Source organism: Flexivirga sp. YIM B11880, assembly GCF_058148645.1.
In genome coordinates this window covers 124,044-146,125 of record NZ_JBMAMH010000006.1, presented here as the reverse complement: position 1 = coordinate 146,125, position 22,082 = coordinate 124,044, and the positions used below count along the sequence as shown (strand labels likewise).

The window sequence follows — 22,082 nt, the reverse complement described above, 5'->3', positions numbered from 1 at the left end:
AGGACAGGGGCCTCCACGAAGTATTCGGAGGAGCGCAGCGGGGGAGAAACTTCGTGGGGTTTACTGCCCGCCCTTTTGGACGAAGCCGCGGACGAACTCCTCCGAGTTGGACTCCAGCACGCCGTCGATCTCGTCCAGCACGCTGTCGACGTCGTCGTCGAGCTCCTGCTTGGCCGGGGCGGCTGCCGGCGCCGGCTCCGGCGCGTCGTCGGCCGGGTCGGCGTCGCGGCGTTGCGGGTTCTTGTGTTCCTGCGTGGCCATGGCGGTGTCCTTTCGTCTCGCGCGGTCGTTCTGCGCTACTCCCTCAACCCTACGTGGGCCACCTCGTATGACGCGACGGCGCGCCCCGGGTGCGGCGTGTCAGCCGGCGGTCGCGCTGCCGTCGGCCAGCAACCGGAGCAGCTCGTCGGCGGACGTGGCGCGCTCCATCAGCGGACCCACGTGGGCCTCGGTACCGCGCTCCGGCTCGAGCATCGGCACCCGCTGCAGGCTCGGCTGCGACTGCACGTCGAAGATGACCGAGTCCCAGGACGCGGCGGCCACCTCGCGCGGAAACCGCGCCAGGCACGTCCCCCGGAAGTAGGCCCGGGTGTCGCGCGGCGGTGCGGTGACCGCCTCCTTGACGAGGGCGTCATCGACCAGTTGCTCGACCCGACCGGCCGCCAGCATCCGGTTGAACAGTCCCTTGTCGGAGCGCACGTCCGACCACTGGATGTCGATCGCGCGGAGCCGATGATCGGACCAGTCCAGCCCGTCGCGGGCGCGATAACTCTCCAACGTCTTCAGCTTGGTCACCCAGTCGACCTCCCGGTCGGCCTCCATCGGGTCGCGTTCGAGCTTGGTGAGCACCTGCTCCCAGCGCTGCATCACTTCTGCGGTGTCGTCGTCCAGCTCACCGGCATACTTCTGCTGCAACCAAGCAGCGACGAGTTCAAAGTACTTCCAGAGCAGTTGGACACCGGTCATGGTGCGACGACCGGCCACCTCCACCGTCGTCCGCAGGCTCGGGTCGTGCGACAGGCGGTGCAACGACTCGACCGGTTTGTCGACGGTGAGGTCCTCGCCGACCGCACCGTCCTCGATCATGCCGAGCACCAGGCTGGTGGCGCCGAGCTTCAGCAGGTTGGTGACGTCGCAGTGGTTGGCGTCGCCGAGGATCACGTGCAGCCGCCGATAGCGGTCGGCGACGGCGTGCGGCTCGTCCCGGGTGTTGATCAGCGGGCGTTTCAGCGTCGTCTCCAGGCCGACCTCCACCTCGAAGAAGTCCGAGCGTTGGGCGAGCTGGAAGCCGGGGTGCGTGGACTCCACGCCGATGCCGACCCGGCCGGATCCGCACATCACCTGGCGGGCGACGAAGAACGGGATGAGGTGCCGCACGATCTCCGCGAACGGTGTCGCGCGGCTCATCAGGTAGTTCTCGTGCGTGCCGTAGGAGGCACCCTTGCCGTCGGTGTTGTTCTTGTACAGGTTGATGCCCGGCGCGTCGGGGCGGGCGAGCAGCCGGACCGCCTCGCGCATGACCGACTCCCCCGCGCGGTCCCAGGCGATCGCGTCGCGCGGATTGGTGACCTCCGGTGAGCTGTACTCCGGATGCGCGTGGTCGACATACAGCCGCGCGCCGTTGGTGAGCACGACGTTGGCGAGCGTCGGGTCCTCTTCGTCGGTGAGCTGGCTCGGGTCGGCCAGGCCGCGGGCCATGTCGAAACCGCGGGCGTCCCGCAGCGGCGCCTCGTCCTCGTAGTCCCATCCCGCGCGGGCTGCCCGCATGCCGACCTGGGTGGCGTATGCCGTCACGACCTTGCCGGACAGGACCATCGGATTTGCGGTGGGGTCACCCGGCACGGAGATGCCGTATTCGGTCTCGATACCCATGATCCGGCGCACGCTCATTCTCTGACCTTAGGACGAGGGCGCCGGTGCGCCTGCGCCGCCACCACGGAAGGATGATCCCCGTGAGCCTTCTCCCTGATCCGACAACGCCCGATCCGAGGGATGCCCCGGCGCTGCGTTGGGGCATTCTCGCTCCGGGTGGCATCGCGACGGCGTTCGCGACAGCGCTGCTCGCAGAGACCGACCAGCAGATCGTGGCCTGCGGATCGCGGGACATCCTGCGGGCGCGCGAGTTCGCCTCGCGCTTCGGTGGTTTCACGGCATACGGCTCGTATGACGAGCTCGTCGCGGACCCGGCCGTCGACATCGTCTACGTCGCGTCGCCGCACTCGGCGCACCATGAGCACGCGCTGCTCGCCCTGCGGGCCGGCAAGCCGGTGCTGGTGGAGAAGGCGTTCACTCGCAACGCCCCCGAGGCCGCGGAGGTCCTCCGGGAAGCGGATGACCGTGGCCTGTTCTGCATGGAAGCGATGTGGGCGCGGTTCCTGCCGCGGTACGACGTGGTCCGGCGCGCCGTCGCCGAGGGGTTGCTCGGTGTGCTCGACACGATCGTCGCCGATCACGGACAGCTGCTCTACCCCGGCGGCCCGCAGCGTCTCTCCGACCCGCTGCTGGCCGGCGGTGCCCTGCTCGACCTCGGCATCTACCCGATCTCGCTCGCCACGATGTTGCTGCCCGGCGACCTGCAGGTGAGTGCGGCGGGCGCGTTGACACCCGACGGTGTCGACCGCGCCGAGACGGTGACCCTGTCCACCGGGCGCGCCCTGGCCACCTGCCTCGCGACGATGAGCGCGCAGACTGCGAACACCGCTGTCATCGCGGGAGATCGGGCCCGTCTGGAGCTGCCCGGCTGGTTCTATCAGCCGGGGCCGGTGCGGCTGGTCGCACCCGACGACAACGTCCTGGACGTCTATCAGCCCCCGTCGAGACGCCACGGCTTGCAGTTCGAGGCAGCGGAGGCGGCCCGCCGGATCGCCGCAGGAGAGGTGCAGTCGCCGTTGATGCCGTGGGAGGAGACGATCCGGATCATGCGGATCATGGACGAGGTCCGCGCCCAGCTCGGGGTGCGTTACCCGGGAGAGGAGATGGACGCGTGACGACGAACTGGTCGGGCACCTACACCTATCGGGCGAGCAGGCGCGAGCGGCCCGAGACCGTCGAAAGCCTGCAACAGCTCGTCGCGGACGCACCGGCGCTCAAGGTGGCCGGGTCGGCACACAGCTTCAACGGCATCGCCGACAGCGAAACCGGGTGGCAGGTCGAACTTTCCGGCCTCATCTGCGAACCGGCGGTGGATCCGGAGAGCGGTGCGGTGACGGTCAGTGGCGGTATGAAGTACGGCGATCTGGTGCCGGCGCTCGCGGCTGCCGGACGTGCACTGCCCAACCTCGCATCGCTCCCCCACATCACGGTCGCGGGAAGTGTCGCGACCGGGACGCACGGCTCCGGGGTGACTCAGCCCGGGCTCGCCGGAGCGGTGGAGGCGGTCGAACTCCTCACGGCCGACGGACAACTGCGCTGGCTGGACCGGACGAGCGAGCACTTCGACGCTGTCGTCGTCTCGCTCGGTGCCCTCGGCATCGTGACCCGGCTACGGCTCGCCACCGTCCCGCACTACGAGGTGCGGCAGGACGCCTTCGTCGGCATGGGCTGGGACGAGCTGGCCGCTCAGGTCGACGACGTGCTGGCGGCCGCCTACAGCGTCAGCGTCTTCGGACGGTGGATCGGTCCCGGTCCGGACCACGTGATCGTGAAGTCACGCGTCGCAGAGACTCCGGAGCGCCCTTCGCTCACCGGCGCCCGCTGGACCGGTGACACGCTCCACCCGCTGCAGGCGGCCGGTGCGACCTCCGAGGCGGTGACCGTCCAGGGCGGCGCACCCGGCTCCTGGGCGGACCGGTTGCCGCACTTCCGGCTGGGCTTCACACCGAGTGCGGGCGCGGAGATCCAGTCCGAGTTCTTCGTGGACCGCGCGGATGCGGCACGCGGCATCCAGGAACTGCGCACTGTCGGGGAAGCCATCGCACCGCAGTTGCTGGTCGCCGAGATCCGCGCGGTCGCAGGCGATTCGCAGTGGCTGAGCCCGGCATACGACCGCGACTCGGTGGCGTTCCACTTCACCTGGAAACCAGACGCCGGCGCCGTGCACGAGGCGGTCGGCATCGTCGAGGACGCGTTGAAACCGCTCGCACCCCGGCCGCACTGGGGCAAGGTCTTCACCTACCCGGGGCGCCTGGATTTCGCATACGAGCGGCTGGACGACTTCGACGACCTGCGCCGGTCGCTCGACCCGGACGGGAAGTTCTGCAACGAATTCGTGGCACGGCACGTGGCGCGCCGCTGAGCGACGCCACGCGCCGTGCGCGACGTTCAGCGGGTTGACGCGACCTGCCGGACGAAGTCGGTGGAATGCTCGCGCAGCACGCCGATTCGCCGGTTGGTCAACGCGATCCGATCGTTCTCGTCGCTGCTGCCCACTTCGGTCAACGTGGGCCGCCGACGGACATTGGCACTGCAACCGAACTCGCTGCAGATCAGTGTGCCGATCGTGTTGCCGCGTCGGCCGGGTGCGCCGGCTCGTCGCGCGACATACATCGTCACCTCATCCGCGACGACGACATCCCGGCACCAGGCGCACAAGGCTCGGCGACGCCGGCGGGACGGTGGTGCGCTCGTCAACCGCACGCCGACGGGCGCCCCGTCGAGTTCCAGCACGACGTAGGCGGTGGTGTCCTTCTTCGGGTCCCGCCAGCCGAGCAGATCCGTGGCGTCCCAGTCGATTTCGGACAAGGCGGGCAGGATCGCCTCACGCACCTCGCGGCGTGAGGCATTGACGAACGAGCTGCGGATGGCAGCGTCGGTCAAGGGTTGCATGTGGAGTCCTTCGGTCGCTCAGGCAGCATGTCACGGGTTTCGGGTGGATCGCACCCGACTTTTGCTGCGTGCCCACCAGGCAAGCGTCGCGAGCATCACGGCGCCGCATCCTGCGAAGGACCACCGCGCACCCCACCGGCCAGCGATCGTCGTGAAGACCACGGTCGCGATGAGAAGCGCTGCCATCTGGACGAATACGAGCAACGCCTGGTAGCGGCCGAGCTGGTCCATCGGGGTCGCCTGGAGGTATGCCGGCCACAAGTGCCCGGTGCACACGGAAACCCCGACACCGAGGACGACGGTGCACGCGAAGGCGACGACGGGTCGCGGTGCAAGCGCCGTGCCGATGAGAGCGGTCATGATCATCCCCAGTCCGATGGCGGCCGCGGCACCGATTCGCCGCGCTGTGCCACGCCGCGCGATGACGGCGGTGACCGCGATGCCGCCGACCAGCCAGCCCACTTCGATCAAGCCGGAAGCGCCCACATTCCACCCGGATTGGCGGGCGAGCAACGAGGGGCCGTAGATGACTGCGGGCAGGACAGCCCCCGCGACGGCAGCCGTAACCACCAGCACGGAGCGGAGTTCGGGCGTTCGCCAGACAGCGGCGAGCGGCCGCAGCATCGACAACCCAGGGTGCTCCGCGCCCGCTGGAGGCGGAGTGTGTGGTGGCCGAATCCGCCACAGCACCAGCACGATCAGCGCGAACGTCACGCCATCCACTGCTGCGGCACCCTCGAACGCGAACACGGTCACCAGCAGGGCGCCGCACGGCGGGCCGGCGATCCTGGCCAAGGCGACGAGCGTCCCGTTGAAGGCGGTGGCGCGCGCCAGGTCGTCGCCGGTCGCGAACAACCGCGGAACCACACCGCTCGCCGGTAGGTAGAACGCGCCCTCGACACCGGACACCATCGCGATGACGAGCAGCAGCCAAGGATGCACGCCGGACTCGGGCACCACCAGCACGACGAACAACGTCAGCGCGAGCATCGCCGTATCTCCGGCGATCAACATGCGCCGGATGCCGAATCGGTCGGCGACGGCACCGCCCACCAGCAGCAGCGCTGCCGTCGGCAGGGTGATCAGGACCCCGACGAGTCCGGTGAGCCCGGCGGAGATGCCCGTCGCGTACCACGTCATGGCGAAGTCGAAGGCGGAACTGCCGAGCGTGCTCGTCGCCGCGGCAATGGCCCAGCAGATGTATGCCGCCGGCAGCTTTCCCTGCTCGACCGCGGACCCGGACACGGTCCCTGCGCTCATGACGCGGGGCTGTCCCTCCGCACCGGCATCACGATCGTGGTGAAGGTGCCCTGATCCGCCGACCGTACGACCACCGGACGGCCCTCCTGCCCGGGGAACTGCAGCAGCACCTCCGGCCCGACGCTCACCTCCAGCGCACCGAGCAGCAGCCGTGGCCGGAACGCGACCGCCAGCGGCTCACCGGTGCCGGTCGCGGCCAGTCGGACGCCGTGCCGGTCGCCGTCGACCCGGACGTCCAGGTGCCGGTCACCAGTCGTCAGCACGACCACCTCGGCGTCCCCGAGCGCGATCAGTTCGTCGGCGAGCCGCCGGCGGCCGACCGTGACGCGCCCCGCCGCTGGCGGCAGCCCGGCCAACACCGACTGATACGAGGGGAATTGGCCTTCGACGGTCGGCAGCGACAGGTTCTGACCGTCCCCTTCGAGACGCGCTCCACGATCATCGATCCGCAGCCGAACCCGGTCCTGGGCATTCGAGAACTCGACGACCTGCTGTCCTGCCTCGGCGTCGACGATGACATGCCGGTCGGTGCCCGAGAAGTGCTCGACGGGAAGCGTCCGGACCGCCATCCAGTAGCGGTCGGTCGCCACCACCGTCAGCTCGTCGGCGGCCGCCTGCAGCAGCACTCCCTGCAAGGCCGGTATGTCGGGGACGTCGGCCGCCGCTGGGGAGACCTGGCGCAACGCGCTGGCCAGCTCGGGGCCCGGCACGATCACAGTCGTCGGCTCCGTGTCGGAGGCCCGGTCGGGCAGTGTCGCGATCAGATCCTCGGCAGTTGCCCGCGCCTCCCGCGCGACGTCGGACATCTTCTCGACATACGACCGCAGCGCTACACGCGCCTGCTCGGGCGGGCCGTCGAGGACGGTCCGAATGTCCTGCAGGGGCAAACCGATTGCCCGGAGCCGACTGATGGTCGTGGCCCGTCGCTCCTGCCCGGCGGAGTAGTAGCGGTAACCGCTGGCCGCATCGACCTCCTGCGGCTGCAGCAGACCGCAGTCGTCGTAGAAGCGCAGCGCGCTCGAGCTCAGGCCGACCAGCCGCGCGAACGCGCCGATGGTCAGCAGCGATTCCTCCTCATGCACACCTACAGCTTGGCCGTTCAACCAAGTTGAGGGTCAACTCGGATGTCGGTCACAGCTCGTCCCGCCGCCGGGTCAGGTATGCCGATTCGGCGGCGTTACCGGCCAGCGCGATGGCGCGGTCGTAGGCGTCGCGTGCCTCGTCCCGCCGCGTCATCCGTCGCAGCAGCTCGGCTCGCGTCGCGTGAAACGCGTGGTAGCCGTCCAGCGGCAGCCGGTCGACGAGCGACAGCGCCATCGCGGGGCCGTCGACCTCGGCCACCGCGACCGCGCGGTTGAGTGCGACGACCGGTGACGGGTCGATGCGGATCAGCCGGTCGTAGAGCGTGACGATCTGGAACCAGTCGGTCTCCTTCGCCCGCGCCGCATAGGTGTGCACCGCATTGATCGCCGCGAGCAGCTGGAACCTGCCGGGAGCCGGACCACCGTCGGCGACCACGCGCAGCCGCTCGCGCACGAGCCGGTGCCCCTCCTCGATCAGCCCGTGATCCCACAGCGAGCGATCCTGCTCGGCCAGCGTCACGAGTTCGCCGTTCGGTCCGACGCGTGCGGGACGCCGTGCCTCGCTGAGCAGCATCAGCGCGAGCAGCCCGGCCACCTCGCCGTCGTCCGGCAGCAACTCGCGAACCAGCCGGGTCAGCCGGATCGCCTGGCCCGTCAACGCGTCGCGGATCGGGTCGGTGTCCGTGCCGGTCGCGAGATAGCCCTCGTTGAAGACCAGGAACAACACGGCGAGCACGCCGTCGAGTCGCGTCGGCAGGTCGCCCGCGGACGGAACCCGGTAGGGCACATGGTTGGCCTTGACCTTCGCCTTGGCCCGGGTGATCCGCCGCCCCATGGCCGACTCCTGGACCAGGAACGCGCGGGCGATCTCGGGGACCGTCAGACCTCCGAGCATGCGCAGCGTCAACGCGATTCGCGCTTCGGAGGCGAGCGCCGGGTGGCAGCAGGTGAAGATCAGCCGCAACCGGTCGTCGTCGATGGCGCCGGTGTGCGGCGGTGCCGGGTCGTCATACAACACCTGCGCCTCCTGGTGTTTCTGATCGCGGCGCGACTCACGGCGCAGGCGGTCGAGTGCCTTCCGGGCGGCCGTGGTGGTGAGCCACCCGCCCGGATTCGGTGGTATGCCGTCGGCCGGCCAGCGTTCGACGGCCACCGCGAAGGCTTCCGCCGCGGCATCCTCCGCGACGTCCAGATCCCCGAACCGGCGCGCCAGCCCGGCGACGATCCGGGCCCACTCCGCGCGATGGACCGCCGCGATCGTCTCGGCGACAGCCGGGTCGGTCACGAGTCGAGCAACGCCGTGAACGACTCCTCGGTCTGGAACGGCCGGACCTCGACCCTGCCGCGGCACGCCTTCGACCCCTCGGCGGCGAGTCGGAGCGCGACGTCGAGGTCGGGGGCGTCGATGACCCAGAAACCGCCGACGTGCTCCTTGCTCTCCAGGTAGGGACCGTCGGTCATCACCGGCTGGTCACCCTGCCCGTCGACCACGGTCGCGGTGTCGGCCGGCTCGAGGCCGTCGGCGAAGACGAAGTAGCCGTCCCGCTGCAGTTTGTCGTTGAAGGCTCCGGTGTCCTGGAACGCCTGGAGCATGTCCTCCTTGGTCGGGTAGTTGCCGAACTCCGTGCGCTCGGCCGGCCCGTAGACGGACAAGAGATACCTGGGCATGAGCTGCCTCCTCGATCGTGGCGGCCCGGTCGGCCGCCGTTCACAAGTGCTACGAACGAGTGTGCCGCGATCGGACACGTCCTACAGGTATTGCCCGGTGCCCTTGATCGAGTCGATCGAACGGCCCGGCTCCGCGCCGTCCTTGCCGTCGATGAGCGTGCGGATGTAGACGATCCGCTCACCCTTCTTGCCCGAGATCCGCGCCCAGTCGTCCGGGTTGGTGGTGTTGGGCAGGTCTTCGTTCTCCTTGAACTCGTCGACGCAGCTGCGCAGCAGGTGGTCGATCCGGATGCCGTGCTGACCGGTGGTCAGCTGGTCCTTGATCGCCATCTTCTTGGCGCGGTCGACGATGTTCTGGATCATCGCGCCGGAGTTGAAGTCCTTGAAGTAGAGGATCTCCTTGTCACCGCTGGCGTAGGTGACCTCCAGGAACTTGTTCTCGTCGATCTCGGTGTACATCCGCTCGACCGTCGCCTGGATCATCGCCTCGACGGTCTCGTCCGCCGAGTTGTTGTGCTCGGCCAGGTCGTCGGCGTGCAGTGGCAGGGTGGGCACGAGGTATTTGCCGAAGATGTCCCGCGCGCTCTCGGCGTCCGGCCGCTCGATCTTGATCTTCACGTCCAGCCGGCCCGGGCGCAGGATGGCCGGGTCGATCATGTCCTCACGGTTGGAGGCGCCGATCACGATGACGTTCTCGAGGCTCTCGACACCGTCGATCTCGGCCAGCAGCTGCGGCACGATCGTCGTCTCGACGTCGGAGGAGACACCCGAGCCGCGGGTGCGGAAGAGCGACTCCATCTCGTCGAAGAACACCACCACGGGCGTGCCGTCCGACGACTTCTCCCGGGCGCGCTGGAAGATCAGCCGGATGTGCCGCTCGGTCTCGCCGACATACTTGTTGAGCAGCTCGGGACCCTTGATGTTGAGGAAGTATGCCGTCTCGTCGCGGCCCGTCTTCTCCGCGACCTTGCGGGCCAGGCTGGCGGCAACCGCTTTGGCGATCAACGTCTTTCCACACCCGGGAGGGCCGTAGAGCAGCACCCCCTTCGGCGGGCGCAGCGCGTGCTCGCGGAACAGGTCGGCGTGCAGGTAGGGCAGCTCCACCGCGTCGCGGATCTGCTCGATCTGCCCCGAGAGACCACCGATGTCCTCGTAGTGGATGTTGGGCACTTCCTCCAGCACGAGGTCGGCCACCTCGGCCTTGGGAATGCGCTCGAAGACGAAGCCGCTGCGGGTGTCGCACAGCAGCGAGTCACCGGCCCGGATCGGCTCGCCGGCCAGGTTGGCGGCGATGCGGCAGATCCGTTCCTCGTCGGCGTGCGCGATCACCAGGACGCGGTCGTCACCGAGCAGCTCCTTGGCCTGCACCAGCTCGCCGACGCGTTCGAAACCGACGACGGCGACCACGTTGAGGGCCTCGTTGAGCATGACCTCGCGACCGATGACCAGGTCGGCCGGCTCGATCGACGGGCTGACCGCAACGCGCAGCTTGCGGCCGCTGGACAGGATGTCGGCGGTCGCGTCGTCGTGCATCTCGATGATGAGCCCGTATGACGCAGGCGGTTGCGCGAGCCGGTCGACCTCGCTCTTCAGATTGACGATCTGCTCGCGGGCCTCCTTGAGCGTGCGCACGAGGCGTTCGTTCTGGGCGGACAGGGTGCCGACCGAGGCTTGGAGCTGGCGCACCTGCTGCTGCAGTTCGCCGGCGTTGGCCCGGGAGGACACCGCAAGTCGTTCACGGAGGGTCCGGATCTCACGCTGCAAGCTCTCGATGGAGTTCTTGGGCGCATCGGGCTGTGGAAGTTGATCGGTCACGGTCGGCCTCCTCCGCACGAGGACGACGGGTTTGTCGTCACATACGTTCGATGCCCACTGACCCTAACTCGCAAACATGTTCAGCCTGTGGGCGGCTCGCCTGCCGAACGTTGCAATTTGCGCAACTTCTTCTCGGAAACCGGTCGTTCGCCCAGGTTTTCGGGCGTCCAGTCCTCCGGCGCCGTGCCCGTGTCGAAGGTCGCTGTCTCACCATCCGGCGTCTCGAGGCCGTCATACGCACCCTTGGCGGGACGACGTTTGCGGAACGGTGGCGTCACTCCGGGAGCGAGCCGGCGGGTGGAGATGAGGAAGCCGGTGTGCCCGTGCATGCGGTGCTGCGGGCGCACTGCGAGGCCCTCCAGGTGCCAGCCGCGCACGATGGACTCCCAGGCCTGCGGCTCGGTGTAGCCACCGTGCGCGCGAACCGCTTCGGCGACCCGGGAGAGCTGCGTGGCGGTGGCGACATACGCAATGAACACGCCGCCGGGGGTGAGCGCCTCCCCTGCCGCGTCCAGGCATTCCCAGGGCGCGAGCATGTCCAGCACGACTCGATCCACGGTGCCCGGCTCGGCGACCTTCGGCAGCACGTCGACGAAGTCGCCCACCGACACCGTCCACGCCGGGTGATCGCCGCCGAAGAAGGCGCGGACGTTGCCCTTGGCGATGTCGGCGAACTCGGCCCGGCGCTCGATCGAGTGCAGCTGACCGCGGTCACCGACCGCGCGCAACAGCGACATGGAGAGCGCACCCGAGCCGACCCCGGCCTCGACCACGCGGGCGCCCGGGAAGATGTCGGCCATCGTGATGATCTGCCCCGAGTCCTTCGGATAGACGACTGCCGCCCCGCGTGGCATCGACATCACGTAGTCCGACAGCAGCGGCCGCAGCACGAGGTATTCGGTGCCGGCGGTGTTGGTGATGGTGCTGCCGTCCGGCAGACCGATCAGGTCGTCGTGCTCGAGGTGTCCGCGATGGGTGTGGAACTGCTTGCCCGGTGTCAGCAGCAACGTGTGCATGCGGCCCTTGGGGTCGGTCAGCTGCACGCGTTCGCCGGCGGCGAGTGGTCCACGCCGGGCTGCGGCGCCAGTGGGTTCGGGCGAAGTCACGGTGGCAGCTTAGGTGGGCCGGTCAGGCAGCCGTGGAGGCCGGTCGCTGCTCGGCAGCTGCCAGGGCATTGCCGAGGCCCTGGATCGACACGAGTCCGGCCGGTCGCCCGTCGACGAGCACGAACAGTTCCTGGATGGCGCCGCCCACGTCCTGCGCGGCGCGCACCAGCGCGGTGACGTCGGCGTCGACGGACTCGACCTGGGTCACCCAGCCGGCGGGCTGGACGCGGGCCAGTGCGGCAGCGGACACCTGCTGGCCCGCGCCGGCCGCCGCGCGTTCGAGATCGACGTCGGCGATGATCCCCCACGCGACGCCCTGGCCATCGAGCACGACGAGGTCGGCTCCCCGGGGCAGTTGGGGCACGGGGGTGGTGTCGGCCACGATGTACAGCGGACGGAGCACGTCACGCACGCGGACCTGGGCGAACAGCCGGCCCGACCGTGCCCGGGCGATGGCACCGGTCGCGCCGAACCACAGGAAACCCGCGATGAACACCGTCCACAGCACGTAGAAGGTGTCCGGTGACTGACTCTTGGCGAGCGGTACGACGACCGTCCAGACGACGAGCAGCACCGCCAGCAGGCGGCCGCACCAGCCGGCGACCGTCAGGCCGGTGGAACGGGACCCGGTCACCCGCCATACGAGGGCGTCGAGGAGGTATCCGCCGTCCAGCGGCATGCCGGGCAGCAGGTTGAACACGGCGACGAACGCGTTGGTGAAGACGAACGCGCCGAGGAGCAGTTTGGCGACCTCGCGCTCGTCGCCCATGCCGTGCAGGACCAGCCAGCCGACGGCGGCCAGGACGGCGTTCGCCAGCGGGCCGACGACGGCGACCAGGGCACTCGACATCGGCGACACGTCGTCGGACTCGTATGCCGTGTGGCCACCCCACAGGTCGGCCACGATCCGCTGGACCCGGAAGCCGCGCCACTGCGCGACAAGGGCGTGCGCGGCCTCGTGCGCGACGACCGACAACAACAGCAGCAGGGTGTAGAGCAGCGCGACGAAGTAGGCACCCCCGCCGAGGTCCGGGTAGGTGTTCTGGACCTGGGGACCGAACGTCGCGATCACCACCACGGCGATCACCGGCCAGGTCCGGCCGACGTAGATCGGGACGCCGCGCAATGTGCCCAGCTGCCAGCCGGACCGGTCCGCGTTCGCCATTCGCCCAGCGTACGTGGCGCGATCGTGCACCCTGGCGGGCCGGGCGTTGTCGGTGCGGCGGGATAGCGTGCAGGACGTGGATCAGATGACGCAGCCGGCAGGACAGGCGCCGCCCGGCGTCCGGGAGGCTCGGCCGGTGCGGCCTGCGTTGTCACCCAGCCGGGCGGGCGACTTCATGCAGTGCCCGCTGCTCTACCGCTTCCGGGTCGTCGACCGGCTGCCCGAGGAGCCGTCGCCGGCAGCCGCGCGCGGGACGCTCGTCCACGCCGTCCTCGAGCGGCTCTTCGACGTCCCCGCGGCCGAGCGGACCGTCGAGGCGGCGGTTGCCCTGGTGGAGCCGCAGTGGGCTGCCCTCGTCGAGCAGGAGCCCGAGCTCGCAGCGCTGGTGGGGGCAGCGGCGACCGACGAGCGGACCTGGTTCGACGAGGCGAGCGAGCTGGTCCGCCGCTGGTTCGCCCTGGAGGACCCGACTCGGCTCGAGCCCGCCGAGCGGGAGCTCTATGTCGAGGCCGACCTCGGTGGGCTGACCCTGCGCGGCTACATCGACCGGCTCGACGAGGCGCCCGGTGACCTGTTGCGCGTCGTCGACTACAAGACCGGCCGGTCCCCGTCGGAGCTCTTCGAGGCCAAGGCACTCTTCCAGATGAAGTTCTACGCCCTCGTGCTCTGGCGGACGCGGGGCGTGGTGCCGCGCATGTTGCAACTGGTCTACCTCGGCAACAGCGAGATCGTCCGCTACGTGCCCGACGAGGTCGACCTGGTCGCGACCGAGCGCAAGATCAAGGCTCTGTGGGACGCCATCGAGCGAGCCGCGGTGACCGGCGACTGGCGTCCCCGCCGCAGCAAGCTGTGCGGCTGGTGCAGCCATCAGGCGCTCTGCCCCGAGTTCGGCGGCACTCCTCCGCCGTTGCCGGAGCACGCCATCGGGCTGGCGTTGGATCCGGCGCGGTCCGGCCAGGCGCACCCGGCGGACGAGGGGTGATCGCTACCGGGACCCAGCCGGAGAGGTGAGGCGCAGCAGGTCGGCGGGCTGCAGCCCGACCAGCGAATCCACCTGTGTCGCGCCCTCGATGTGCGGCACCCTGGTCACGTGCGGCACGGCAAGGGTCGGAATCCGGGCGGCGACCGCGGCACGCACGCCGGGGATCGAGTCCTCGATCGCGACGCACTCGGCGGCATCCGCACCCAGCGCCAGCACCGCGGTCGCATACGCCTCCGGGTCGGGTTTCCCCTTGGTGACCTTGTCACCGGTGACGACCACCGAGAAGGTTCCGGCGGGGAGTGTCTCGATCAGCACGCCCGCGAACGACTCGTAGGACATGGTGACCAGGGCGTTCGGAACGCCTTCAGCGACAAGGGCGTTCAGCAGGTCCTCGGCTCCCGGCCGCCATGGGACGTGACGGCGCATCCCGGCGATCACCCGGTCGAGGAGAAAGTCCACGATCTCCTCGGCGGACAGCGTGACGGGACTGTTGTCCTTGATGAGCTGACCCGAGACCAGCAGCGACTGCCCGACGAGTTCGTGCGCCATCTCGTCGGTCCACACGCCGCCGTATGACGTCACGAGTTCCTTCTCAGCCGCGATCCAGAGCGGCTCGGTGTCGACCAGGGTGCCGTCCATGTCCCACAGAACCGCGGCAGGGAGGTCTCCCCCGCTGGTCTCGATACGGGCTCGGCTAGTGCCTCGCCCTACTCGACCGGCGTGCGATTGCTCCTCCGCTGCTCGACCGGCAAGGGGTGATTGCTGCGTGCTGATGTCAGTCCTCCGGTTCGTAGCCGAGGTTCGCGGCGAGCCAGCGCTCCGCCTGCTTCAAGGTCCAGCCCTTGCGCTCGGCATACGAACTGACCTGGTCCTTGCCGAGCCGGCCGACCACGAAGTATTGCGACTCCGGATGGGAGAAGTACCAGCCGCTCACCGCCGCACCGGGCCACATCGCCATCGAGTCGGTGAGTTCGATGCCGGTCTGGTTCGTCGCGTCGAGGAGGTTGAAGAGCGTGAGCTTCTCGGTGTGGTCGGGGCACGCCGGGTAGCCGGGCGCCGGGCGGATCCCGCGGTACTGCTCGGCGATCAGTTCCTCATTGGTGAGCTTTTCGTCGGGTGCGTAGCCCCACAGGTCGTGCCGCACCACGGCGTGCATGCGCTCCGCGAACGCCTCGGCCAGCCGGTCGGCGAGCGACTCCAGCAGGATGCCGCTGTAGTCGTCCAGCTCGGCCTTGAACTCCATGATCTTGTCCGGGGCGCCGAGCCCGCCGGTGACCGCGAATCCGCCGATGTAGTCGGCCAATCCGGTGTCCTTCGGTGCCACGAAATCGGCCAGCGACCGGTTCGGCACGCCGGCCCGGTGGTGCCCCTGCTGCCGCAGGTGGTGCAGCACCGTGCGCACCTCGCGACGGGTCTCGTCGGTGTAGACCTCGATGTCGTCGCCGACCGCGTTCGCCGGGAAGAAGCCGATGACCCCGTTCGCCTGCAACCAGTGCTCGTCGATCAGCCGGTCCATCATCGCCTGGGCGTCGTCCCACAACTTGCGCGCAGCCTCACCGCTCGCCGGGTTGTTAAGGATGTCCGGGAAGCGGCCCTTCAGCTCCCAGGCGTTGAAGAACGGCTGCCAGTCGATGTACTCGCGCAAGGTGTCCAGCGAGTAGTCGGTGAACGTGCGCGTGTATGACGCGATCCGACCCGGTGCACCGTCGTCCGCGACGTCACGGGCCTGCTGCAACAGGAACCGCGGGCGCGGCGGGTGATAGCCGTTCCAGTCGATCGGCGTGCGGCCGGCGAGGGCGTCGTCATACGAAAGCAATGGGCGCTCAGTGGTTTTCGCGGCGTGCCGCTTGCGGATCGACTCGTAGTCCGCATCGATGTCGGCCATGAACGCCGGTCGCCGCTCGTCCGAGAGCAGGGCCGACGCGGTCGGCACCGACCGGGACGCATCCTTCACCCACACCACCGGCCCGTGGTACTTCGGCGTGATCTTGACCGCGGTGTGCGCTCGGGAGGTGGTCGCACCGCCGATGAGCAGCGGTATGTCGAACCCCTGCCGCTCCATCTCCTCAGCGAGGTTGACCATCTCGTCGAGGGACGGCGTGATCAGCCCGGACAGGCCGATCATGTCGGCATTCTCGGCCTTTGCGGTGTCCAGGATCTTCTGGCCGGGGACCATCACACCGAGGTCGACCACGTCGTAGTTGTTGCACTGCAGCACGACACCGACGATGTTCTTGCCGATGTCGTGCACGTCGCCCTTGACGGTGGCCATCACGATCTTGCCGTTGGTGCGCTCGACGTCACCCGGCTTGCGTTCTGCCTCGATGAACGGAATCAGATGCGCCACAGCCTTTTTCATCACGCGCGCCGACTTCACTACCTGGGGCAGGAACATCTTGCCGGCGCCGAAGAGGTCACCGACGACACCCATGCCGTCCATGAGCGGTCCCTCGATGACGGTCAGCGGCCGCTTCCCCTGATCGAGCAGTTCGAGGCGCATCTCCTCGGTGTCCTCGACGATGAACTCGTCGATGCCCTTCACCAGCGCGTGGGTGATGCGCTCGCGCACCGGCTGGGCGCGCCACGCGTTCGCCGCGCCGTCGTCGGCCTTCTCGCCGGCCTTGTTGAACTCCTGGGCGACCTCCAGCAGCCGCTCCGCTGCGTCGTCGCGACGATTGAGGATCACGTCCTCGATCCGGTCGCGCAGTCGCTCGTCGATCTCGTCGTAGACCGCCAGCGCGCCGGCGTTGACGATGCCCATGTCCATGCCGGCGGCGATCGCGTGGTAGAGGAACACCGCGTGAATGGCCTCGCGGACCAGGTTGTTGCCGCGGAAGCTGAAGGACACGTTGGAGACGCCGCCGGAGACGAGCGCACCGGGCAGGTTCTGTTTGATCCACCGGGTGCCCTCGATGAAGTCGACGCCGTAGTTGGCGTGCTCCTCGATGCCGGTCGCGACGGCGAAAATGTTGGGGTCGAAGATGATGTCCTCGGCCGGGAAGCCGACGTCCTCGGTCAGCACCTTGTATGCCGTGGCGCAGATCTCCTTACGGCGTTCCAGCGAGTCGGCCTGACCGAGCTCGTCGAAGGCCATGACGACGATGGCGGCGCCGTACTTACGGCACAGCCGCGCCCGCTCGAGGAAGGCATCGACGCCTTCCTTCATGGAGATCGAGTTGACGATGGATTTGCCTTGCACGCAACGCAACCCGGCTTCGATGACGTCCCACTTCGAGGAGTCGATCATCACCGGCACCGTGCAGATGTCGGGCTCGGACGCGATCAGCTTGCAGAAGCGGTCCATGGCGGCGACGCCGTCGATCATGCCCTCATCCATGTTGACGTCGATGACCTGGGCACCGGCCTCGACCTGCTGACGGGCGACGTTGAGCGCCGTCGCGTAGTCGCCCTCCTTGATCAGCTTCCGGAACCGCGCCGACCCGGTGATGTTGGTGCGTTCACCGACGTTGACGAAGAGCGAGTCGGCCGTGACGTTCAGCGGCTCGAGGCCGGACAGCCGCAGTGCGGGCGCGATCGCCGGGGGCACGCGCGGCGTCGCGTCGACAATCTGCTCGCGTAGCTGGGCGATGTGTTCCGGCGTCGTGCCGCAGCACCCGCCGAGGACGTTGACCAGACCGTCGGCCGCGAAGCCGCCGAGGACGGTGGCCATGTCCTCCGGCGTCTGGTCGTATTCGCCGAACGCGTTGGGCAGCCCGGCGTTGGGGTAACAGAACGTGAAACAGTCTGCAATGCGGGACAACTCGGCGGCATACTGACGCATGTCGGCGGCGCCCAACGCGCAGTTGAACCCGACCGCGAGGGGTTGCGCGTGCCGGATGCTGTTCCAGAAGGCTTCGGTCACCTGGCCGGAGAGGGTGCGCCCGGACGCGTCGGTGATGGTGCCCGAGATGAACACCGGCCACCGCCGCTCGCGCTCCTCGAAGAGCGTCTCGAGGGCGAAGATGGCGGCCTTGGCGTTGAGCGTGTCGAAGATCGTCTCGACCAGCAGCAGGTCGCTGCCGCCGTCGACCAGGCCCTCCGCCTGCTCGTGATAGGCGTCGACCAACTCCTCGAACGTGACGTTGCGAGCGCCCGGATCGTTGACGTCCGGCGAGATGGAGGCGGTGCGGTTGGTCGGGCCGAGAGCGCCGGCGACATACCGCGGATGCTCCGCGGTGGCGACCGCGTCGCACGCCGCCCGGGCGAGCTTCGCGGACTCGTAGTTCAGCTCGTAGGACAAGTCCTGCATGCCGTAGTCGGCCATCGAAATGCGTTGGGCGCTGAAGGTATTCGTCTCGATGATGTCAGCGCCGGCCGCCAGGTAGTCATCGTGGATCGACCGGATGACAGCGGGATTGGTGATCGACAGAAGGTCGTTGTTGCCCTTGACGTCCTGCGCCCAGTCGGCGAAGCGTTCACCGCGGAACTCCTCCTCGGAGAGCTTGTGCCGCTGGATGAACACTCCCATCGACCCGTCCAACAGGAGGACTCCCTGCGCCATCGCGGCGCTCAGGGTGTCGGTTGCGTCCGGTCGAACCAGAGCATGGTCGCGTGTCGACGGTGTCACACGCGCAATGTCGGAGCGGCTGCTCACTGTGGGGTCCCTTCCCGGGAGTTTGCGCAGAACGGCATGATTCTAACGGGACCGCGCGCGCCGCTGTCCCGTGTCCCGGACTGCGGTCGGCGACGGTGCGTTGTGCGCGAGGACCTCGCCGTCACTGTTTAAGCTGATCAGTGGACCTGCGTGGAAGAGGAGGAGCCGGTGATCGAACTCGAGGACGTGCCGCTGCTGCGCGACCCGATCATGATCGCCGCCTTCGAGGGATGGAACGACGCGGGCGAGACCGCGTCCGCGACCGTCGGTCACCTGATCGCGATGTGGGACGCCGTCCCGATGGCCGAGCTGGATCCGGAGATCTACTACGACTTCCAGGTCAACCGGCCGCGCATCACCAGCGACTCCGGACGCCGCGAGATCGTCTGGCCCACCACCCGGATCTTCTTGGCGCAGGACACCACGCTCGACCGCGACGTCATCCTGGTGCAGGGCATCGAGCCGTCGATGAAGTGGCGCAGCTTCACCGAGGAGCTGATGAGTTTCGCCGCCGAGTGCGAGGTCGGCATGATCATCACGCTCGGCGGCCTGCTCGCCGATGTGCCGCACACACGCCCGATCCCGGTGACCGTCACCTCGGAGCACGAGGAGACCCGGCAGCGGTATGACGTGGAGGCCAACCGCTACGAGGGCCCGACCGGGATCGTCGGCGTCTTCACCGACGCCGCGCATCAGGCGGGGGTGCCGACGCTGTCCTGCTGGGCGGCCGTGCCGCACTACGCCGGAGCGAGCCCGTCACCGAAGGCGACGCTGGCGCTGCTCACGCGTCTGGAAGAACTCTTCGACGCATTGATCGGCCACGCCGATCTGCAGGAGCAGGCCCGCGCATGGGAGCACGGTGTCGATGAGCTCGCGGCGTCCGACGACGAGGTCGCGGACTACGTCCACTCCCTCGAGCAGACCCAGGACACCACCGAGCTGCCCGAGGCCAGCGGTGACGCGATCGCGCGGGAGTTCGAGAAGTACCTGCGCCGCCGGGAGACCGACGAATAGGTCCTCAGGCCCGCAGGCCGAGCAGCGCGTCGAGGGCGTCGGTGACGCGGCGGCTCGGCATACCCGACTCCGGGCCGGAGGCCCATTCGTCCACCAGCTCCAGCGCCCGCGCGCTGTGCAGATCGTCCGCGAGCGCATCACGAATGCCGTCGATGAGTTGGTCGGTACCCTCGTCACCCCGGCACTGCAGGGCACGGGTCCAGCGATCCCAGCGCTTCACCGCGTCGTCCAACAGCTCCTCGGTGTATTCCCACGGCGTGCGGTAGTGCCGGGCGAGCAGCACCAATCGGATCGCCATCGGATCGACGCCGGCCTTGCGGAGCTGGGAGACCCGCACCAGGTTGCCCTTGGACTTGCTCATCTTCTCGCCGTCGTAGCCGACCATCGCCTGGTGGGCGTAGGACCGCGCGAACGGGGGGTCGTCGGTGAGCGCGACGGCCTGCACGGCAGACATCTCGTGGTGCGGGAAGATCAGATCGGTGCCGCCGCCTTGCAGGTCGAAGCCCATCCCGAGGAAGTCGAGCGCGATCGTCGTGCACTCGACGTGCCACCCGGGCCGGCCGCGGCGCAGCTCGCCCCCGTCCCATGCGGGCTCGCCGGCGCGCTCGACGCGCCACAACAGCGGATCCAGTGCGTCGCGCTTGCCCTCGCGGTCGGGGTCTCCCCCACGCTCGGCGAAGACCGCCATCATCTGCTCGCGGGTCCAGTCGCTGACCGCCCCGAAGGTCGGCTGCGTCGCCAGGTCGAGATAGATGTCCTCGGCGCCGTCCTCGACCGCGTCCGGAGTGGGCACCCGGTAGGCGACACCCTTGGCCACCAGGCCCTGGATGGTCGCCACGTGGCGCTGCATCGTCTCGACGACGCTCACGTAGTGGTCGGGCGGCAGGACGCGCAGCGCCGCCATGTCGGTGTGGAAGAGCTCGATCTCACTGGTGGCGAGGTCTTGCCAGTCGACCCCGTCACGGGCCGCGCGCTCCAGCAAGGGGTCGTCGATGTCGGTGACGTTCTGCACGTACCGGACCTCGTGCCCCGCGTCGCGAAGCACCCGGGCCGCCAGGTCGAACGTGACGTAGGTGGCCGCGTGGCCGAGATGCGTGGCGTCATACGGAGTGATGCCGCAGACGTACATCGTCGCGGTGTCCCCGACCTGGATCGGTTCGACTCGCTCCGAGCGGTGCTGCCACAGGGCCAGCTGGCGGCCTTTTCCTTCCAGAACGGGCAGATCCGGCGCGGCCCACGGAGCAATCGTCACGCCTTCCAGGATAAGCGGGCGGCGTCACGTCCCCTGCGTGCGGGGCGTCACCAGAGCGGCCAGGGCAACGGATGCCGGTCGTCCGGCGGCGCCGGCATCCGGCGTATGTCGAGCAGCTGCTCGATCCGATCGCGCAGTGCCGCCAGCTCGTCCCGCTGTATGACGCCCCGCAACTGCTCGCGGAGCTCGCCGTCCAGGTGGTGGAGCAACTGGGTGAGCCGGTGGCACTCCCGGTCGGTCAGCTGTTCGCCGGCGAAACCCCACAGGACCGTGCGCAACTTCTCGTCGGTGTGCAGGGTGAGCCCGTGGTCGACGGCATACAGCCGCCCGTCGTCGGGGATGAGCGCGGAACCCTTGCGGTCGGCGTTGTTGAGCACCACGTCGAGCAGAGCGATGTCACGCAGCTGGTCCTGCGCCGCATGCGACACGACGAGCGGCCCGTCGTCGGCGTCGCGCATGCCGAGCACCGGCAGGTAGTCCGCCGGCACCGCCGCCAGGGGGTCGATGCGCAGCAGGCCGTTGTCGGCAACCGGTTCCAGCGGCCCTACCCACTGCTGCACGGACCCCGATCCGAACGGTCCGTCCGGACGCAACGCCGTCACGGGCACACAGTCCCAGCCACCGGCCCGAGCGATCAGATAGGCCGCGTACTCCCGGCCCGCGAGAGTTCCCTCGGGAAAGTCCCAGAGCGGTCGCTCACCGCGAATGGGCTTGTAAACCGCCGCGATTCGCTCGCCGTCCGCCTCGACCCAGACGCGCAGCACGAAATTCGACGCGTCGACGAGGCGACCCTCGACCTCGAGCGGGCCGTCGCTGAGCAGCCGCTGCAGCTGCTCAGCGTCGATAGCCGTTGGCACGGGGGCAGACGTGGCCGTCCGGGTCGAGCGGGCCACCACAGAAGGGACACGACGGGCGTCCGTCGGCAACGGCGGCCAGGCCGCGCCGCGCGAACTCGCGGGCATGCGCCGCGTCGAGAACCACCCGGATCAGCTGCGCCTCGGGATCCGGCACCTCACGCAGCTCCTGGCCGTCCTCGGTCGGCTCGAGCTCCACCTGCCGGTCATGGGCCTCGATGATGAGCACCTCGCGCTCCGGCTCCCACGCCAGGCTCAGGGTGCTCACCCGGAACTCGTCCTCGATCGGCGCGGTCAACGGCTCGTTGTCCTCGTCGGCGACCGGCAGGTCCTCGTCGACCGCCAGTTCGTCGAGCAGGTCGTTGACGCGCTCGGCGAGGACGGCCACCTGCTCCTTCTCCAGGGAGACGGACACGACACGCCGGCCCTGCACGGCCTGCAGGAAGAAGGTGCGCGCACCGGGCGGACCCACGGTGCCGGCGACGAACCGGTCCGGGTGGTCGAATTCCATTGTCGGCATATCGCT

At 68.9% G+C, this 22,082-nt stretch carries 19 protein-coding genes; 4 read left to right on the top strand and 15 right to left on the bottom strand.

Features of this window, described 5'->3' with window-relative positions; all coding sequences use genetic code 11:
• Positions 1 to 60: 60 nt before the first annotated feature.
• Both ACN8HC_RS11310 and dop read right to left on the bottom strand, forming a co-directional pair.
• On the bottom strand, positions 61 to 261 hold the full coding sequence (locus ACN8HC_RS11310; protein ID WP_183319863.1) for a ubiquitin-like protein Pup: 201 nt from the start codon (positions 259 to 261) through the stop codon (positions 61 to 63).
• A 99-nt stretch (positions 262 to 360) separates the two neighbouring features.
• Positions 361 to 1,890: a depupylase/deamidase Dop gene (gene dop, locus ACN8HC_RS11305; protein WP_490074935.1), complete on the bottom strand. Its 1,530-nt coding sequence runs from the start codon at positions 1,888 to 1,890 to the stop codon at positions 361 to 363.
• A gap of 53 nt (positions 1,891 to 1,943) precedes the next feature.
• Between dop and ACN8HC_RS11300 the strand changes: the two genes are divergently transcribed.
• Both ACN8HC_RS11300 and ACN8HC_RS11295 read left to right on the top strand, forming a co-directional pair.
• A complete protein-coding gene (locus ACN8HC_RS11300; RefSeq protein WP_490074934.1) occupies positions 1,944 to 2,987 on the top strand; it encodes a Gfo/Idh/MocA family protein in 1,044 nt (347 codons plus the stop codon).
• A complete protein-coding gene (locus ACN8HC_RS11295) occupies positions 2,984 to 4,234 on the top strand; it encodes an FAD-binding protein (protein WP_490074933.1) in 1,251 nt (416 codons plus the stop codon). The genes ACN8HC_RS11300 and ACN8HC_RS11295 overlap by 4 nt, the downstream gene beginning before the upstream one ends.
• Before the next feature lie 26 nt (positions 4,235 to 4,260).
• Here ACN8HC_RS11295 and ACN8HC_RS11290 read toward each other — a convergent pair whose 3' ends face one another.
• The 8 genes from ACN8HC_RS11290 to ACN8HC_RS11255 all read right to left on the bottom strand — a co-directional run bounded on the left by ACN8HC_RS11290 (position 4,261) and on the right by ACN8HC_RS11255 (position 12,860).
• On the bottom strand, positions 4,261 to 4,764 hold the full coding sequence (locus tag ACN8HC_RS11290; protein ID WP_490074932.1) for an FBP domain-containing protein: 504 nt from the start codon (positions 4,762 to 4,764) through the stop codon (positions 4,261 to 4,263).
• Between the two features lie 30 nt (positions 4,765 to 4,794).
• Entirely contained in the window at positions 4,795 to 6,024 is a 1,230-nt protein-coding gene (locus ACN8HC_RS11285) for an MFS transporter (protein ID WP_490074931.1), read from the bottom strand.
• Complete coding sequence (locus ACN8HC_RS11280) at positions 6,021 to 7,106, bottom strand: DNA polymerase III subunit beta family protein (protein ID WP_490074930.1); 1,086 nt, start codon at positions 7,104 to 7,106, stop codon at positions 6,021 to 6,023. Before ACN8HC_RS11280 ends, ACN8HC_RS11285 begins: the two co-directional genes overlap by 4 nt.
• 49 nt (positions 7,107 to 7,155) lie before the next feature.
• Complete coding sequence (locus ACN8HC_RS11275) at positions 7,156 to 8,391, bottom strand: RNA polymerase sigma factor (protein WP_490074929.1); 1,236 nt, start codon at positions 8,389 to 8,391, stop codon at positions 7,156 to 7,158.
• On the bottom strand, positions 8,388 to 8,774 hold the full coding sequence (locus ACN8HC_RS11270) for a YciI family protein (RefSeq protein ID WP_490074928.1): 387 nt from the start codon (positions 8,772 to 8,774) through the stop codon (positions 8,388 to 8,390). The genes ACN8HC_RS11275 and ACN8HC_RS11270 overlap by 4 nt, the downstream gene beginning before the upstream one ends.
• Before the next feature lie 81 nt (positions 8,775 to 8,855).
• Complete coding sequence (gene arc / locus ACN8HC_RS11265; RefSeq protein ID WP_490074927.1) at positions 8,856 to 10,589, bottom strand: proteasome ATPase; 1,734 nt, start codon at positions 10,587 to 10,589, stop codon at positions 8,856 to 8,858.
• Between the two features lie 80 nt (positions 10,590 to 10,669).
• On the bottom strand, positions 10,670 to 11,695 hold the full coding sequence (locus ACN8HC_RS11260) for a tRNA (adenine-N1)-methyltransferase (RefSeq protein ID WP_490074926.1): 1,026 nt from the start codon (positions 11,693 to 11,695) through the stop codon (positions 10,670 to 10,672).
• Between the two features lie 22 nt (positions 11,696 to 11,717).
• On the bottom strand, positions 11,718 to 12,860 hold the full coding sequence (locus ACN8HC_RS11255; protein WP_490074925.1) for a site-2 protease family protein: 1,143 nt from the start codon (positions 12,858 to 12,860) through the stop codon (positions 11,718 to 11,720).
• Positions 12,861 to 12,945: 85 nt separating this feature from the next.
• On the opposite strand from ACN8HC_RS11255, the gene ACN8HC_RS11250 reads away from it, so the two are divergent.
• Positions 12,946 to 13,842, top strand: coding sequence for a RecB family exonuclease (locus ACN8HC_RS11250; RefSeq protein WP_490074990.1), 897 nt, complete (start codon positions 12,946 to 12,948; stop codon positions 13,840 to 13,842).
• A gap of 3 nt (positions 13,843 to 13,845) precedes the next feature.
• Here ACN8HC_RS11250 and ACN8HC_RS11245 read toward each other — a convergent pair whose 3' ends face one another.
• Positions 13,846 to 14,526 (bottom strand): HAD family hydrolase, encoded by a 681-nt coding sequence (locus ACN8HC_RS11245; RefSeq protein ID WP_490074989.1) that lies wholly within the window; start codon positions 14,524 to 14,526, stop codon positions 13,846 to 13,848.
• 91 nt (positions 14,527 to 14,617) lie between these two features.
• Positions 14,618 to 18,409, bottom strand: coding sequence for a methionine synthase (gene metH, locus ACN8HC_RS11240; protein ID WP_490074924.1), 3,792 nt, complete (start codon positions 18,407 to 18,409; stop codon positions 14,618 to 14,620).
• Between the two features lie 195 nt (positions 18,410 to 18,604).
• Between metH and ACN8HC_RS11235 the strand changes: the two genes are divergently transcribed.
• Positions 18,605 to 19,450: a PAC2 family protein gene (locus tag ACN8HC_RS11235; RefSeq protein ID WP_490074923.1), complete on the top strand. Its 846-nt coding sequence runs from the start codon at positions 18,605 to 18,607 to the stop codon at positions 19,448 to 19,450.
• A 4-nt stretch (positions 19,451 to 19,454) separates the two neighbouring features.
• On the opposite strand, the gene mshC is transcribed toward ACN8HC_RS11235, so the two are convergent.
• The 3 genes from mshC to ACN8HC_RS11220 are packed head-to-tail and all read right to left on the bottom strand — an operon-like array spanning position 19,455 to position 22,076.
• Positions 19,455 to 20,696: a cysteine--1-D-myo-inosityl 2-amino-2-deoxy-alpha-D-glucopyranoside ligase gene (gene mshC, locus ACN8HC_RS11230; protein ID WP_490074988.1), complete on the bottom strand. Its 1,242-nt coding sequence runs from the start codon at positions 20,694 to 20,696 to the stop codon at positions 19,455 to 19,457.
• Positions 20,697 to 20,749: 53 nt separating this feature from the next.
• Complete coding sequence (locus ACN8HC_RS11225) at positions 20,750 to 21,559, bottom strand: SCO1664 family protein (RefSeq protein ID WP_490074922.1); 810 nt, start codon at positions 21,557 to 21,559, stop codon at positions 20,750 to 20,752.
• Positions 21,537 to 22,076: a DUF3090 domain-containing protein gene (locus ACN8HC_RS11220; protein WP_490074921.1), complete on the bottom strand. Its 540-nt coding sequence runs from the start codon at positions 22,074 to 22,076 to the stop codon at positions 21,537 to 21,539. Before ACN8HC_RS11220 ends, ACN8HC_RS11225 begins: the two co-directional genes overlap by 23 nt.
• Positions 22,077 to 22,082 lie beyond the last annotated feature (6 nt).